This window comes from Sulfitobacter marinus, from assembly GCF_900116285.1.
Lineage (GTDB): Bacteria > Pseudomonadota > Alphaproteobacteria > Rhodobacterales > Rhodobacteraceae > Sulfitobacter > Sulfitobacter marinus.
In genome coordinates, this window is the sequence record NZ_FPAJ01000005.1 from 131,337 (window position 1) to 145,720 (window position 14,384).

The following is a 14,384-nucleotide window of genomic DNA, read 5'->3' on the forward strand; positions in this document are numbered from 1 at the left end:
CCGCATTTTGGAGGATGCCATGAAGTATCTTACACTTGCTGCCACAACGTTTCTTGCCACATCGGCCTATGCCGACACGCCCGAACTGGTGGTCTATACCTATGACAGCTTCGTTGCTGAATGGGGCCCCGGCCCGGTGATCGAAAAGGCGTTTGAGGAAACCTGCGCCTGCGATCTGAAATTTGTCGGCATGGGGGATGGTCCTGCATTGCTGGCCCGCCTCAAGCTTGAGGGCGCGCGATCTGATGCCGACATCGTGCTGGGTCTGGACACCAGCCTGATCGCGGCGGCCAAGGCAACCGACCTATTTGCATCAACTGACGTTAGCGCCGAGTATAACCTGCCCATCGCGTGGAACGACGAAAGCTTTGTCCCCTACGACTGGGGCTATTTCGCATTTGTTCACGAGACCGATCTGACGCCGCCCCACAACTTTCGCGAGCTAGGCGACAGCGATGTCAAAATCATCATCCAAGACCCGCGGTCCTCCACCCCCGGCTTGGGCCTGCTGATGTGGGTAAAAGAGGCGTATGGCAATGAAGCACCTGCAATATGGAACAGCTTGGCCGACAATATCGTCACCGTGACGAAAGGCTGGTCCGAAGCATACGGCCTGTTCCTTGAGGGCGAGGCCGATATGGTGCTAAGCTATACCACATCGCCCGCCTACCACATCATCGCCGAAGAGGATGAAACAAAGGTCGCGGCCCCCTTTGACGAAGGTCATTATATGCAGGTCGAGGTTGTCGGCAAACTTGCGAACAGCGATCAAAGCGATCTGGCCGACGCGTTCATGAAATTCATGGTGTCGGATGCAGCACAATCCATCTTGCCAACAACAAACTGGATGTATCCTGCCGTGATGCCAAAAGAAGGACTACCAGCCGCCTTTGACCAATCCATTGAACCCGGAAAGGCGCTTTTGATCCCTAACGAAGCCGTCCCTGCCCTTCGAAAAGAGGCGCTGGCTGAATGGCTCTCCGCCCTTTCGCAATAAGTACAAGAACAGGGGTCAGCGCGGCTGCTTTGGTGGCCCTGCTGATCCTTGCCGCACTTTGGGCCGTTTTGACGCGCGCAGAGTACGGCAGCGGCTTGGGCCCCGCTGAATGGTCAGCAATCCACTTTACCATCGTCCAAGCCACGCTGTCTGCCGGCATCTCAACGGTGATGGCCATTCCTGTTGCCCGCGCATTGGCACGCAGGCAGTTCGCCGGGCGCGGATTGCTGGTCACCCTGCTTGGCGCGCCTTTCATTCTGCCGGTTATCGTTGCTGTTCTGGGTTTGTTGGCCGTCTTTGGTCGAGCGGGTTGGCTGAACATGGCGCTGGCTGGTTTGAACCTGCCCACGATATCCATTTACGGGCTGCATGGGGTCGTGTTGGCGCATGTATTTTTCAATCTCCCGCTTGCGACGCGGCTGTTGTTGCAAGCCTGGCAAACGCTTCCTGCTGAACGGTTCAGGTTGGCGGGACAGCTTGATCTCACGCCGCGCGCCGTTTTCCGAGCGATCGAATGGCCTATGCTGCGCCAGACATTGCCGGGTACGGCCGCATTGATCTTTGTGATTTGCCTGACCAGCTTTGCCGTCGCACTGACCCTTGGTGGCGGGCCGCGCGCTACAACCATCGAGTTGGCTATCTACCAGGCATTTCGATTTGATTTCGACCTAAGCCGCGCCGCGCTGTTGTCTTTGGTCCAACTTGTCTTGGCCGGCAGTGCCGCATTCCTTGCGCTTTGGATCATCCCGAACATCAGCATAGGCGGCGGCCAGGACCGCCCACATCAGCGTTGGGATGCAAGGGGTGGCGTTCAGCGACTGGTTGACAGTATCGCGATCACAATCGGCGCGTTGTTTTTGTTGATGCCCTTAAGCGCGGTCATCATACGGGGCTTGGGCGGATTATTGGTAACACCGGCAAGCGTCTGGCAATCGGCGGTTATCTCCATTGGTGTTGCTTTGTGCAGTGTGGCTGTCTTGCTATTGCTGGCTTTGCCGATGGCCGGCTGGATCGCCACCGCCAAACGCGGCAGCGTCGAGGCAATCGGGCTCTTTGGCATCGCGGCCTCGCCGCTGATGATCGGCACCGGATGGTTTATCCTGATCCATCCGGTCGCGGACCCTGTGTTATTTGCGCTGCCCGTAACGGCCTTGGTAAACGCGTTGATGGCCCTGCCCTTTGCGCTGCGCATCCTTGTGCCACCGCTGCGCGACACCGTGCAGGTTTATGGGCGTCTGTCCCAAGCGCTGTCCCTACAGGGCTGGCCATTTTGGCGTTGGGTCATTCTTCCGCGGCTACGTCCCCAAATCGGCTTTGCGATGGGACTGACCGGGGCGCTTTCTATGGGCGATCTGGGCGTGATCGCGCTATTCTCAGCTCAAAACCACACCACATTGCCATTGCAGATGTACCGGCTTATGGGCAGCTACCAGATCGATGCCGCGGCCGGGGCGGCGCTTATTCTTCTGGCACTATCGCTGGGTATTTTTTGGATTTTCGACAAGGCAGGACGCGCCCATGCTCAAGCTTGAACGGGTGCTGATCACCCAAGGCAATTTTTCAGTGCACGCAGATATGACGATTGAGCCGCAAAAGAAATATGCGGTCATCGGTCCATCAGGCGCTGGCAAATCATCGCTGCTGGGGGCGCTTTGCGGGTTTGTTCCCATGGTAGAGGGTCGGTTGACATGGCATGGGCGCGACATCACCGATGATGCCCCCGGCGTGCGGCCGATGACGATGCTGTTTCAGGACAACAACCTGTTTCCGCATCTCACCATTTTGCAAAACGTCGGGCTGGGCCTGCGCCGTGACTTGCGACTGACAGCCAAGGACAAGGAAAATGTTGAACGCGCGCTGTGCCGCGTCGGATTGACGGACATGGCACAAAGAATGCCCGGATCGCTGTCAGGCGGGCAACAAAGCCGTGCCGCCCTTGCGCGCGTTTTGGTTCAGGGCTGCCCGCTGGTATTGCTGGACGAACCTTTTGCCGCCCTTGGGCCTGCATTGCGAAATGGCATGTTGGACTTGGTGCAACAACTGGTCACGGAAACGAACGCATCGTTGATCATGGTCACCCATGATCCCAAAGACGTGGCGCGCATCGCGGATGAGGTAATATTTGTCGCGGGCGGCATCGCACATGCCCCGCAACCCGCCAAGGCGTTGATGGAGAACCCGCCAGCAGAACTGCGCAGCTATCTGGGATAGTTAGAAAAACACCAGATAAAATGCCAACGCGACGGCCACCATCATCAGATAGCCCAACAGCACATAAAGCCCGTCCCGCGTAAAAAGCCCAAAGGAGAACAGCGCCACCGTGGCCCCGCCAGTTGACGACGCAAAGGGCACAAACTCAAGAAACGGCCACCCGATGGGCAAAACGGTACACACCAGCAATGTAAGCGCGCGCATCGGCCCCGTCGTCATAAACTGCAAGCGTTTACCAGAATGCTGATCAAAAAACGAAGACGGCTTGCGTAGCCACTGAACAACCCGATGAAGATGGGCTGATTTCATCTGTTTGCTCAGCAGGAATTCCGGCAGCCACAGCCGTTTACGCCCCCACAGCGCCTGCGCCGACAGGATAAATACCAAGACAGCCATAAAGGTCGACATCCCGATCACACCGGACAGGGGCGATACCAGCAAGAGGGACGCCAGCAAGATAAACGGGGTGATCGACCGGTCGCCGAATTCGTCCAGAACATCGCGCAGCGTAACGTTATCGCGCTCGGCAGCACTTTGCATCCCGTCCAGCAGGTCGTTCAAACTGTTGTTGGTCGCAGTCAGCATCAGACCCTCAAGATCAGTCTTCCAAGGCAAGCATCGCGTTCAACCCGGCACGGTATGTCGGGTAGCTCGGCGTCCAACCCAACGCCTGCTTGATCATGTCGTTCCGAACCTTTTTGCTTTCGGCATAAAAACTGCGCGCCATCGGGGTCATCTCAGCGTCTTCAATCGCGATGGCAGGCGGGATCGAAACCCCCAACAGTTCGGCCGCATAGGCTATGACATCCTGGGGCGGGGCCGGATCATCGTCGCATAGATTGTAGATCGCGCCGGGGTTCGGGCTGTTCAGCGACAGCTCCAACGCTTGGGCGATGTCATCGACATGGATACGTGAAAACACCTGACCGTCCTTGATGATCCGACGCGCCGTCCCCGCGCGTACTTTGGCAAAGGGGCCGCGGCCGGGACCGTAAATGCCCGCAAGCCGGAAAATATGCAGCGGCACATCAGGTATCGCCTGCCAGCGTGCCTCAGCCTCTACTCGCGCCTGCCCCCGCTTGGTAGCGGGGCTGAGCGGCGTGGTTTCATCCACCCAATCGCCACCATGATCGCCATAAACGCCCGTGGTCGACAGATAGCCAAGCCAGCGCAGATTGGGCGCTGCGCGGGCGATATCTTGTTGCACCGCGTTCAACACCGGATCACCGTCCGGCCCTGGTCCGGCTGACACCAGGATGTTGGGAAACTCTGCCACCAACGCCGATAAATCAGCGCCCGGCCAGACCACGGGTTCGACGCCAGTCGCCGCGATCTGATCTGCCTTATCGGCGCTGCGGGTGGTTCCAACGATGCGCCACCCTTGCGGCACCAACCGCGCTGCCAAGGCCCGCGCACTAAAGCCATGGCCAATTGATAAAAGCGTTTTTTCCATCACCCCATCACATTCCCAGCGGCAGTTTTATCTGCTTTTCTTCGCTGACCAAACCGTTGATCCGCGCGATATGCTCAGGCAGACATTTTGTTGTAAAATCATAATTTTCAATCGCATGCTTACGTGCTGTTGGCCCTAGGTGATCGTATTTGGTGGGGTTGGCCAACACGTCAACCACCTGATCGGCCAGCGCTTCGGGTTTGAAAAAGTCACACAGCAAACCGGTTTCGCCATGGGTAATCGCTTCGCGCACGGGTGCCACATCGGACGCGACAACTGTTGCCTCCATCGACATGGCTTCTAGCAGGGACCAAGACAGCACAAAAGGCATCGTCAGATAAAGATGGCAGCGGCTGATCTGAATGACCTTCTGGTATTCAGCGTACGGCAACTTGCCCAGAAAATGCGCCCGGCCCCAATCGATGTCTTTGCCAACCTCGGCCTCCATCTCGGCGCGCAGCCCGCCGGGGTGTTTGCTTTTGCTCCCATAGGACGTTTCATTCCCCCCCAGCACCAACACCCGCGCATTGGGGCGTTCTTTCAGGATTTTGGGCAGGGCGCGCATGAACACATGAAACCCTCGCGTCCGTTCCAGATTGCGGGCGATATAAGTCACGATCTCATCGTCGCGGGTCAGCTCTTGGTCCAGCCGGCCCAGCTTTAACGTCACTTTGGGGTTCGGTTTCAGCTGATCTGTGCGAATACCATCGTGGCACACATATAGTTTGTCATGAAAGCTTTGGGGGAAGCGGTCGCGCTGCCAATACGTCGGGCTAAGCCCCAGATCGACGGTTTCGATATTCGCCAACGGCACAGCGTTGCGCGCCCGCAGCAAGAACGCGGTATCATCGGTCACCGGATCTTCTGGATCGAACCCGACAGGGCCGCCTTTGTCGCTGTAAAAATATTCAAAGAAACCAATGATAGGCACATCCGGCCAAACGTCTTTGAAAAAGGTAAGCTCGCCCCAGCCCACATGCCCAATCACGATATCCGGCTTGAACCCTTCGGTTTTCTCAATCCGGCGCGCAGCACGAGCAGCCCCCAGACCATTGCCAGCAGATTCTTCCCAGTTCTTGGACAGACCATAGGCGCCTTCGGCAGGTTTGTGATGGGGTTTGTAAATACGTGTGGCGACGCCCTCAAAGCTGGGCGGTTTTTGCCGCTGCGTGAGAAAGTAGATCTGATGTTCACCTGTATGCGCCAGCCATTGCACCAGCTCGCGATACTGGCCCGGCATATTCTGGTGAACAAACATGATCTTCATAAGTTTCGCCCGAAAGTGACCGCTGCGATTTCAGATAGCCCAAGCCAGCCGCGCATTGCAAACACTGCCGTTACTTACCTTTCCAAACGGGGTCGCGTTTCTCGGCAAAGGCGCGGGCCCCTTCCAACTGATCCTCGGATGCATAAAGCCGGTCAACGGTTTCCAACTGCCGCCCCGTGATCCGGTTCATGGCATCTTGAAATTTGGAATCCTCGGCGTCGCGCACGATTTCTTTGATAGCGGCATAGACCAGCGGCGGGCCTGATGCCAACAGCCGCGCCAGTTCCCATGCCCGATCCATCAACTGGTCGGCAGGCACGATCTCATTTACAAGACCCCAGCCTTTCGCCTCCGGGGCGTCAAACCAACGGCCGGTCAGCAAAAGCTCCATCGCGATGTGATAAGGTATACGCTTGGGCAGTTTCACACTCGCGGCATCCGCCACCGTGCCTGACCGGATCTCAGGCAGCGCAAACGTCGCGTGATCCGCTGCCAAAATCATATCTGCACTCAGCGCCAGTTCAAGCCCGCCACCACAGGCGATACCGTTTACCGCCGCAATCACCGGCTTGTTCATACCGCGCAGCTCCTGCAAGCCGCCAAAGCCGCCCACGCCATAGTCATCATCCACCGCATCACCCCCGGCGGCGGCTTTCAAGTCCCAGCCGGGGCAGAAAAATTTACCCCCCGCCCCCGTGATGATTGCCACGCGCAGGTCTGGGTTATCGCGAAAATCGCGAAACGCCTCGCCCATCAACCGCGAGGTTTCCAGATCGATTGCATTCGCTTTGGGCCGGTCCAAAGTCACCAGCAGAATGCTTCCGTCGGTTTCGGTTTTCACAACACTCATGACATGTTCCTTTTAGCTGCGGCGGATCAGGGCATCGACAGCGATGGCGCTGCCGGTCCCGCAGATTAGCGGGTTAACCTCAACCTCGCTGATCGCATCTTGATGCGCAATCACATAGGCCTGAACCGACATGATCGCCTTGGTAATCGCCCCAAGATCAGCGCCCGGTTTGCCCCGATACCCGTTCAGCAACGGCGTAATGCGCAACTTTTGCAGCGCGTCTTGGATCTGCGCAGGCGTCACGGGCAAAAGCATTGAAACGGTATCTTGCCAAAGCTCGGTCAGAACCCCGCCCGCCCCGATGGTAAGCAAAAACCCATGGACGGGGTCACGGGTCACACCGATCAGCAGCTCTGCAACGGGATTCTGCACCATTTCTTCAACCAGAAAACTGTCGGTCGGCATGTCGTTGGCGCAAGCCTCGACCGCGTCAGAGGCAATCCCCACGACCACCGCGCCTGCCTCGGATTTGTGGGCCAACCCTTGGCCTTTCAGCACAACCAAACCGCCAATTTTGATGGCAATCGCGCCAGCCTCAGCAGGGGTGTTTGCGACATGCCCTTTCGGCACCCGAAGCCCAAACTCTGCCAACATCTGTTTCGCCGCGCCCTCGGATATCAACTGCGCGTCGCGGTCAGCACCGGGCTGTAAGGGCGGCACTGGGTCAGGTGGCACATCGAACGCCGCCGCCTCTCCCGCTGCGATTGCTTCGCTCAGGCCGCAGATCGGGGTGACGCCCCCAGCAATCAGACGCTCCATCACGTTAGTGGGCATCAATTCTGGCAATGTCGCAACGACAGCAACCGGCCGTCCGGAACGTTCGCGAAGGTTCAGCGCAGCTTGTGTTGCACATTCCCAATCATCAGCGTCCGTATGCGGATAATCAACAATCACCAATGTCAGACCGATATGATCAGCCGCCATCGGCAACCACGCCGTTGTCATTTTCTCAACATCGCGCCAAATATAGGTGTTGTAGTCAAGCGGATTGGAAAGCGCGACCATGGGGCCAAGCGTATCACGTAATGCCAACATTTGCCCCTCGGTCAAAGCGGGGAACGACACCTCTGCGCCATGCGCTGTGTCTGCTGTCAGGCTTGCCTCCCCACCGGAACAGCTGATTGACGACAAAAGCGCACCGTTCAGGTGCCCGTTTACATGCAGAACCTTCAGAGTTTCCAGAAAACTGGGCAAATCTCTCAGCCGGGCAATCCCCAACCGGCGCAACAAGGCACCCGCAGCCGCATCCCCACCTGCAAGGGACGCGGTGTGTGATACGGCTGCCTGCTGCGCTTGATCCGACACGCCGACCTTAAGCGCCACCAAGGGGATGTTTTTCGCTGCTGCCGCGATGGCCAGCCTGTGCCATGCAGAGGTATCCGAAAACCCCTCGATATGCAGACCGATGGCGGTGAGACGCGGGTCGTCCAGCAAAGCCAAAGCAATCTCGGCCTGCGTGGTCTGGGCCATGTTGCCGCAGGTCACCATATAGGCAATCGGCAAACCACGCTGTTGCATGGTCAAATTGATCGCGATGTTTGACGACTGGGTCAGAATCGCGACGCCGCGGTCCACAGGCGTACAGCCATGCTGATCCGGCCACAAAAGCGCGCCATCCAAGGCATTGATTAATCCATAACAGTTAGGCCCCAAAATCGGCATCGTCCCTGCCGCTGTCACCAACTGCGTCTGCAGCGCACTTGCGGTGTTATCCTCGGCTTCCGCCTCCGAGAACCCCGATGCGAAACACACTGCGCCGCCCGCCTCCATAGCCGACAACTGGGCAACCACGTCAACGGTGGCGCGCCTGTTAACACCAATGAAAGCAGCATCTGGGACCTCAGGTAATTCATCCAGAGATCGAAAAGCGTTGATACCCTCTATGCTCACCCCTTTTGGATGCACAACATAAAGCGCACCTTGAAATCCCATTTTTTGGGACTGCCGGATAACCTGCGCGCCCCACGCGCCCCCACCGATCAAAACAATCGATTTTGGCCGCAACAATCTATCAAGGTTACGCCTCATATCCTGCCACGCCGGAAAAGAGATTCTATGCCTTCGGCGAGGATATTTAAAAGCCAGAGAATACGGGTCCGCCCCCCACCCGTTCGCTCAGATGAGGGGCTTCTCCGGCTGCGGCCATCGGCGTCCCCGCCTGTACCGCCCAGATAAGCTATCCCACTTATGCTGAATAAAGGCTTAAACCCCGCATTCTCTGGCTGAGAAATATCCCGGGGGGAGGGGCGCAAGCCCAGGGGGGCTGGCCCCCCTCTCCGGCCGATGCCGCAAGGCAGCGGAACTTTAGGCTCCCAGCGCACGCAACATCTCGCGACTGATAATATGGCGCTGGATTTCGCTGGTGCCGTCCCAAATCCGTTCTACTCTGGCATCACGCCAGAAACGTTCAATCGGGTAATCGTCCATCAGGCCCATCCCCCCATGTAGCTGGAGTGTTGCATCAGTCACACGGGCAAGCATTTCCGAGGCATAGAGCTTGGCGCTGGCGATCTCTCGGTTGGCGGGTAAATCTTTGTCGAGCCGGCCTGCAGCGGCCAATGTCAGCAGATCAGCCGCGTCAATCTCGGTGATCATATCGGCAAGTTGAAAGCTCACACCCTGAAATTTGCCGATCTTCTGACCGAACTGTTCACGGGTTGCCGCGTAGTCCATTGCATAGTCAAACACCCGGCGCGCACGCCCAACCGACATTGTCGCGACCGTGATACGGGTTGCATAAAGCCATGTGTTCATCACGTCGAACCCGCTATCGACTTCGCCCAACACCTGCGCGTCCGGCAGACGACAATCGTCGAATTCCAGAATCATGTTTTTATAGCCACGATGGCTGACGGATTTATACCCGTCGCGGATCGTAAAGCCCGGCGTGCCGCGATCCACCAAAAACGCAGTGATCCGCTTTTTGGGGCCCTTGGGCGTCATATCTTCGCCGGTTGCGATGAAGACGATGATGAAGTCGGCGTGATCCGCCCCCGAGATGAAATGTTTGGTCCCGTTAACAACCCAATCACCGCCATCGCGCCGCGCCATGCATTTCATGCCGCGCACGTCCGATCCGGCACCGGGTTCTGTCATCGCGAGCGCATCCATACGTTCGCCGCGCACAGCCGGCATCAGATAGCGGTCGATTTGCTCGCCCTCGCAGGCCATCAGTATATTCTGCGGGCGTCCGAAAAAGTGGTTCAGCGCCATCGACCCGCGCCCCAACTCACGTTCGACCAAGGCGAATTCCAGATGGTTCAGCCCCGCGCAGCCGACGCTTTCGGGGAAGTTGCAGGCGTAAAACCCTAGCTCGATCGTCTTGCGCTTAATCTCATCCGCGATCTCTTGCGGGACCTCGCCGGTTTGTTCGACCAATGTCTCGTGAGGGTAAATCTCTTTTTCGACAAAACTGCGCACGGTGTCGGCGATCATCAGGTTCTCTTCGGACAGACCGTAATTCATTTCTGGCCTCCTGAACCACCAAGGTTATTGCGCATAATTCGACCCTTCTTCGTCTAGTATTGCCTTAAGCTCTGCCAGATGGCGCTGATCTTGTTCCGGGTAAGCCTCAAGCTCTTGCGCGGTTTTTTCCGCGATATCGTCGGGGATGCGTCGCAAGGGCATGCCGGTTTGCAGGGCGCGAATATACGTCTCGGCGGCGCGTTCGAAATAGAACAAGCGGTTGAATGTGTCGGCCACCGTATCGCCAATCACCAGCACACCGTGGCTGCCCATGACCATCACCTTTTGCTTGGGATCGGTCAGTAATCCGGCACAGCGCGCGCCTTCGTCCTCGAACGCCAGCCCGCCATAGTCTTCGTCAATTACAACGCGGTTGAAAAACGTGCAGCAGTTTTGATCAATCGGTGGCAGACGGCTGTCTTGCAAGCATGCCAGCACCGTCGCGTGGATTGAATGCACATGCATCACACAACGCGCGTGGGCGCAGGCGCGGTGCACGCCGCCATGCAATCCCCATGCGGTGGGATCAGGCGCATCGGGGCCTTTCAGCGTGTCGGGGTTATTGGCATCCACCTCGATTAGATCACTGGCTTTGACGCGGGAAAAATGCACTTGGTTCGGGTTCATCAGGAACTTGGTACCATCGTCATTGACAGCAAGGCTAAAGTGGTTCGCCACGCCTTCATGCATGTTAAGCCGCGCTGTCCAACGAAACGCGGCGGCCATATCCACCCGTTCCTGCCAGTGGTCCATGTTATGACGGATTTGCGTCACGGTCATCGGTGTCTCCCTGTTTTGCACAAGTGATCGGCTGCCCTTGCGTCGCATCACCTTGAACCTCGTGCAATCTTCGTGTCAACGTCAGGCATGACACATACTCCTTTTCCCTCCTGGCCCGATGTGGCTGCCCAACTGGTATCAGTCGCAGCGGGGCGCGCGGCAGCGGATACGATCATTACCGGCGGCGCGTGGGTTAATGTGCACACGCGCGAAGTTTTGCCCGATCATGACATTGCCATTGCCGCAGGCCGCATTGCGTTTGTTGGCCCCGATGCACAGCATTGTAAGGGCGATGACACACGGGTGATCGACGCCAAGGGGCGCTATATGATCCCCGGTTTATGTGACGGGCATATGCACATCGAAAGCGGCATGCTAACGCCCGCTGAATTTGCCCGCGCGGTGATCCCGCATGGGACCACGTCGATGTTCACTGACCCCCATGAGATCGCCAATGTTTTGGGCCTCGAAGGTGTGCGGATGATGCATGACGAGGCACTTTTACAACCGATCAATATTTTCACCCAGATGCCGTCTTGTGCGCCCTCAGCGCCGGGGATGGAGACGACGGGTTTTGAGATCACCGCCGAAGATGTGGCCGAGGCGATGGAATGGCCCGGCATCATTGGTCTGGGCGAGATGATGAATTTTCCCGGCGTGACCAACGGCGACGAGAAGATGCTGGCTGAAATCGCAGCGACACAACGGGCCGGCAAGACGGTTGGCGGGCATTATGCCTCGCCCGATCTGGGGCCGGCCTTTGCCGCCTATGTGGCGGGCGGGCCAGCGGATGATCACGAGGGCACCTGCGAGGCCGACGCGATTGCGCGGATGCGTCAGGGGATGCGGTCGATGATCCGGCTCGGGTCGGCATGGTATGATGTGGAAACGCAAATTACAGCGATCACGGAAAAGGGGCTGGATTCGCGCAATATGATCCTGTGCACCGATGATTGTCATTCCGGCACCTTGGTCAATGACGGGCATATGAACCGGGTCGTGCGTCACGCGATTGAGTGTGGCTGTGACCCACTTGTTGCTTTGCAAATGGCGACGATCAACACGGCAACGCATTTCGGATTAGAACGCGAGATTGGCTCGCTGACCCCCGGCCGGCGGGCGGATGTCATCCTGACCTCTGACCTGAAGACCCTACCGATCGAGACTGTGATCGCCCGCGGGCAGATCGTGGCGCAGGCTGGCGAATGTGTGGCGGATTGTCCGCATTACGACTGGCCGGACGCCGCGCGACAAACCGTGCATATGGGCAAGACGCTTGATGCGTCAGACTTTGAGATTGCTGCCCCCAAGGGCGCGAATGCGGTCACCGCTAATGTCATTGGCGTGGTCGAAAATCAGGCCCCTACCCGCGCGCTGAAATTCGAACTGCCTGTGACCGAAGGACGTGTGCAGGCCACTGGCGAAGTATGTCAGATCGCGCTGGTGGAACGGCACCGCGCAACGGGTACTGTGGTGAACGCATTTGTCTCGGGGTTCGGTTATACGGGACCGATGGCCATGGCATCAACCGTTGCCCATGACAGCCATCACATGATTGTTGTCGGCACCGATGCCGAGCACATGGCGATGGCTGCGAACCGGCTGGGCGAGGTCAGCGGTGGCATCACAATCTTTAAAGACGGCAAAGAACTGGCGCTGGTCGAACTACCCATCGCTGGCCTGATGTCCGACAGCCCGGCGTCCGAAGTCGCCCAAAAGACAGAAGCCATGATGCAAGCGATGCGCGACTGCGGGTGCACCCTGAACAACGCCTATATGCAGCATTCCCTGCTTGCCCTTGTCGTGATCCCCGAATTACGCATCTCGGACCTTGGGCTTGTCGATGTCCGTAGTTTTGAATTTATCCCACTGTTGGAGCCACAGTCATGACCCGTATCCTAAGCCCCGACAGCCCCCCCGCTGAGCAATTTACCGATGCGACAAAAGCAGTCGAGCGGCTGATCTTGCTTTACCAGCAAGCGACAAGTTTTCTGACGGAACATTTTCAGAAAGCGATGGATGACGCGGTGCCGGACACCCGGATCAGAGCGTTCTACCCTGAAATCCGCTTTACCACATCAACCTATGCGCAGGTTGATTCGCGGCTTTCATTTGGTCATGTTTCGAACCCCGGCACATATGCCGCCACCATTACACGCCCCGAATTGTTCAAGCATTATCTGACCCAACAAATCGACCTGCTGATTGAGAACCATGGCCAGCCTGTTGTCATTGACGTCTCTGATACGCCGATCCCTGTGCACTTTGCTGTGTCAGGCGATGCCGCGATTACGGTCCCTCACGATGGTGCCGCAGAATTCACCCTAAGGGATGTGTTCGATGTTCCTGACCTAAGCACCACGAACGACGACATCGTAAACGGCACGTATACGCCATTAGATGGCGTGGGCGCTTTGGCCCCATTCACGGCCCAACGTGTCGACTATTCATTGGCGCGGCTGGCTCATTACACGGCGACCGATCCCGATCATTTCCAGTGCCACGTGCTGTTTACCAACTATCAGTTCTATGTGACCGAATTCGAAGAATATGCACGCGCCATGCTGCGCGATCCCAACAGTGGATATACATCCTTTGTCTCCACCGGTGATGTTGAGATCACCGATGGCGACGCGCCTTTGCCAAGCACGGGCAAGACACCGCAAATGCCTACCTATCACCTGAAACGGGCAAACGGGTCTGGGATTACGCTGGTTAACATTGGTGTTGGTCCGTCGAACGCAAAAACAGCGACCGACCACATCGCTGTGTTGCGCCCACATGCATGGTTGATGGTCGGCCACTGTGCAGGTCTGCGCAACACGCAGCAGCTTGGCGATTTTGTACTGGCCCACGCCTATCTGCGCGAAGATCACGTGCTGGACGATGACTTGCCGGTTTGGGTGCCTATCCCCGCGCTGGCCGAAATCCAGATCGCACTGGAAGACGCGGTCGAACAGGTGACCCAACTTGAAGGGTATGAGCTGAAACGCATCATGCGCACCGGCACCGTGGCAACCATCGACAACCGTAACTGGGAATTGCGCGATCAATCCGGCCCCGTGCAACGCCTGTCGCAATCACGCGCCGTCGCGTTGGACATGGAAAGCGCCACAATCGCAGCAAACGGATATCGCTTCCGGGTGCCCTATGGGACGCTTTTATGCGTGTCCGACAAACCCCTGCACGGCGAATTGAAACTGCCAGGCATGGCGTCGGGGTTCTACAAAACGCAAGTTGCACGCCATTTGATGATCGGAATTCGCGCCATGGAACTGCTGCGTGATATGCCACTTGAACGCCTTCACAGCCGAAAACTACGTTCATTTGAGGAAACTGCCTTCCTTTAAACGTGTAAAAA

Annotated in this window: 12 protein-coding genes; 5 read left to right on the forward strand and 7 right to left on the reverse strand. The window is 57.5% G+C overall.

Going from position 1 to position 14,384, the window contains the following annotated elements; genetic code table 11:
- Nucleotides 1-19: 19 nt before the first annotated feature.
- The 3 genes from thiB to BM347_RS14585 are packed head-to-tail and all read left to right on the forward strand — an operon-like array spanning nt 20 to nt 3,208.
- Entirely contained in the window at nt 20-997 is a 978-nt protein-coding gene (gene thiB / locus BM347_RS14575) for a thiamine ABC transporter substrate binding subunit (RefSeq protein WP_093917227.1), read from the forward strand.
- Complete coding sequence (locus tag BM347_RS14580) at nt 973-2,529, forward strand: thiamine/thiamine pyrophosphate ABC transporter permease ThiP (RefSeq protein WP_093917228.1); 1,557 nt, start codon at nt 973-975, stop codon at nt 2,527-2,529. The genes thiB and BM347_RS14580 overlap by 25 nt, the downstream gene beginning before the upstream one ends.
- On the forward strand, nt 2,516-3,208 hold the full coding sequence (locus BM347_RS14585) for a thiamine ABC transporter ATP-binding protein (protein WP_093917229.1): 693 nt from the start codon (nt 2,516-2,518) through the stop codon (nt 3,206-3,208). Before BM347_RS14580 ends, BM347_RS14585 begins: the two co-directional genes overlap by 14 nt.
- Here BM347_RS14585 and BM347_RS14590 read toward each other — a convergent pair whose 3' ends face one another.
- The 7 genes from BM347_RS14590 to BM347_RS14620 form a co-directional block, all read right to left on the reverse strand.
- Nucleotides 3,209-3,793 carry an exopolysaccharide biosynthesis protein gene (locus BM347_RS14590; RefSeq protein ID WP_093917230.1) on the reverse strand — a complete coding sequence of 195 codons (585 nt, stop codon included), beginning with the start codon at nt 3,791-3,793 and terminating at the stop codon, nt 3,209-3,211.
- Nucleotides 3,794-3,806: 13 nt separating this feature from the next.
- On the reverse strand, nt 3,807-4,661 hold the full coding sequence (locus BM347_RS14595; protein ID WP_093917231.1) for an SDR family oxidoreductase: 855 nt from the start codon (nt 4,659-4,661) through the stop codon (nt 3,807-3,809).
- Nucleotides 4,662-4,668: 7 nt separating this feature from the next.
- Nucleotides 4,669-5,928, reverse strand: a complete 1,260-nt coding sequence (locus BM347_RS14600) for a glycosyltransferase family 4 protein (RefSeq protein ID WP_093917232.1) — start codon at nt 5,926-5,928, stop codon at nt 4,669-4,671.
- 70 nt (nt 5,929-5,998) lie between these two features.
- Nucleotides 5,999-6,778: a carnitinyl-CoA dehydratase gene (locus BM347_RS14605; RefSeq protein ID WP_093917233.1), complete on the reverse strand. Its 780-nt coding sequence runs from the start codon at nt 6,776-6,778 to the stop codon at nt 5,999-6,001.
- A gap of 12 nt (nt 6,779-6,790) precedes the next feature.
- On the reverse strand, nt 6,791-8,806 hold the full coding sequence (locus BM347_RS14610; protein ID WP_093917234.1) for an acetate--CoA ligase family protein: 2,016 nt from the start codon (nt 8,804-8,806) through the stop codon (nt 6,791-6,793).
- 276 nt (nt 8,807-9,082) lie between these two features.
- Nucleotides 9,083-10,243, reverse strand: coding sequence for an acyl-CoA dehydrogenase family protein (locus BM347_RS14615; RefSeq protein WP_093917235.1), 1,161 nt, complete (start codon nt 10,241-10,243; stop codon nt 9,083-9,085).
- A 24-nt stretch (nt 10,244-10,267) separates the two neighbouring features.
- A complete protein-coding gene (locus BM347_RS14620; RefSeq protein ID WP_093917236.1) occupies nt 10,268-11,023 on the reverse strand; it encodes a class II aldolase and adducin N-terminal domain-containing protein in 756 nt (251 codons plus the stop codon).
- Between the two features lie 87 nt (nt 11,024-11,110).
- On the opposite strand from BM347_RS14620, the gene ade reads away from it, so the two are divergent.
- Together ade and BM347_RS14630 are read left to right on the forward strand one after the other, a co-directional pair.
- On the forward strand, nt 11,111-12,913 hold the full coding sequence (gene ade, locus BM347_RS14625) for an adenine deaminase (RefSeq protein WP_093917237.1): 1,803 nt from the start codon (nt 11,111-11,113) through the stop codon (nt 12,911-12,913).
- Entirely contained in the window at nt 12,910-14,373 is a 1,464-nt protein-coding gene (locus tag BM347_RS14630) for an AMP nucleosidase (protein WP_093917238.1), read from the forward strand. The genes ade and BM347_RS14630 overlap by 4 nt, the downstream gene beginning before the upstream one ends.
- Nucleotides 14,374-14,384: the final 11 nt, after the last annotated feature.